The organism is Komagataeibacter xylinus NBRC 15237, from assembly GCF_001571345.1.
GTDB classification, from domain to species: Bacteria; Pseudomonadota; Alphaproteobacteria; order Acetobacterales; family Acetobacteraceae; genus Komagataeibacter; species Komagataeibacter xylinus.
In genome coordinates this window covers 1-1,555 of the sequence record NZ_BCTP01000118.1, presented here as the reverse complement: position 1 = coordinate 1,555, position 1,555 = coordinate 1, and the positions used below count along the sequence as shown (strand labels likewise).

General features: G+C 57.2%; 1 protein-coding gene. It reads right to left on the bottom strand.

Going from position 1 to position 1,555, the window contains the following annotated elements:
- Positions 1-727: 727 nt before the first annotated feature.
- Positions 728-1,369: a hypothetical protein gene (locus GXY01S_RS16640; RefSeq protein WP_110570489.1), complete on the bottom strand. Its 642-nt coding sequence runs from the start codon at positions 1,367-1,369 to the stop codon at positions 728-730.
- Positions 1,370-1,555: the final 186 nt, after the last annotated feature.

Sequence of the window (1,555 nt, the reverse complement as noted above, 5' to 3'; positions counted from 1 at the left end):
TGAGAGGATCACCGAGAGTCCCGCTCGATCTCACATTACAAAACGCGTGACCGTACCGCAGTTGTCCACCGTCTCGCCATGCCTGCCAACTCCGCACCGGACAGACGGCGGGGTCACGACGACGACGCAATTTTTTCGCGATCCGTCGACCGGACCTCGGACTCAACAGAGAAACCGTCATCCCATCCGCTGTCTCGATAAAGTCTTCAACTCTTAGCCGTGCCAGAGCTTCAGCTCCCAGACTCAGAGCTGCAGCGAGTGCGAGAAGTGCTCGATCCCGAACGCCCGCGATATCCGGCTTGCAGCGGTGTGCTGCTTCCCGCAGCATATCTGCGGATGGCCCCGTCGCCGCTTTCGGGCAAACCTTCTGGCTTTCTGGAAGAGGAATGGCTTCCAGGATCTCACCGTTCGCAGCGCACCACGCCACAACCGCAGCGCGATCAACGTTCAGACTTTTGCGCGGGCGACCCGCTTTGGCCCGCCTTTCCAGCCATTGCGTCAGCGCCCGCTCGCCGACGGGAAATCGCTGCAGAGGAGCGTGAGACTGGACAAATGCCCGCCAGGACGTGGCGTAAGTCCTGGCCGTCCCGTCAGACAGATCCTGCGGCGCGCGGGCCGCAGTGAGCAATCTCCAGGCTTCAGCCATGTCTCAAAGGACCAGCACCTCGGACGCGTCTGGAGATTACCGGTCTTGCCTGACAGATTTCAAAGACATGTGGGCTGACAATCATGACGGACGGTTTCCCTCCACACGGCTTTCGGTATGCGGGCCTGTGAGGCCAGGCACTTCGTGGGCTTTGGAGAGGAGCTGTGCCGTAAAAATAGTCAGGATAAGCAACCCGAGTGCTTGGGAAACCGTCGCAATCCAAAGATTCCTGTGCCGTCCGGCCGCCAGCGTTCGCAAGGCTTCGGCCGTCCGCTCGCGATCATGCCGAATGAACACCCGAAGCTCGTCGCAGAGCTGATCGTCTTCCTGCTGGTCATGGCGGTCTCCGACCGCTTTCCAGAACGCCTTCAATCTCGCGATGCTCTGTCCCGCCGTGCTTGGATAGTCTCCCGGCAAAAAGCGTAAAAATTCGAGCCAGAAGCAAAGAAACAGACCAATAATAGCTGCCACTCCGAACACGGCACCGTTAACACCAAGCTGCAGCGATTTCCTCTGAAACCAATAGGGAAATCCGGCGCCGACCAGAACCCCAGCAATCACCGACACGAGACCAGCGGGCACCGCACCTAAAGGTTTCATCATCTCCTTACAGTGATCGCGCACCAAATTTTCGCATTCTCCCAGGTAAGCATCTGAAATTTGCGACGCTTTTGGAAATTGCGCTGGCAGCCCCCATGGGTCTTTCTGATCGTCCACCACCACGTTGTGCTTCCTTTGCGCACTGATTTCTGCCGTTTCTGGACCAGCGAACCCTTAACTGAGAAGGGGAGCGAAAACCTGACTCGAAGAAGACCGACAGCTTAACAATATGGCATCTGCACCGCTCTAACACCTCGCTATCAGGTTAACACTATTTTGCAGCCATTTTTCGACTTAAAAGCACAAGAC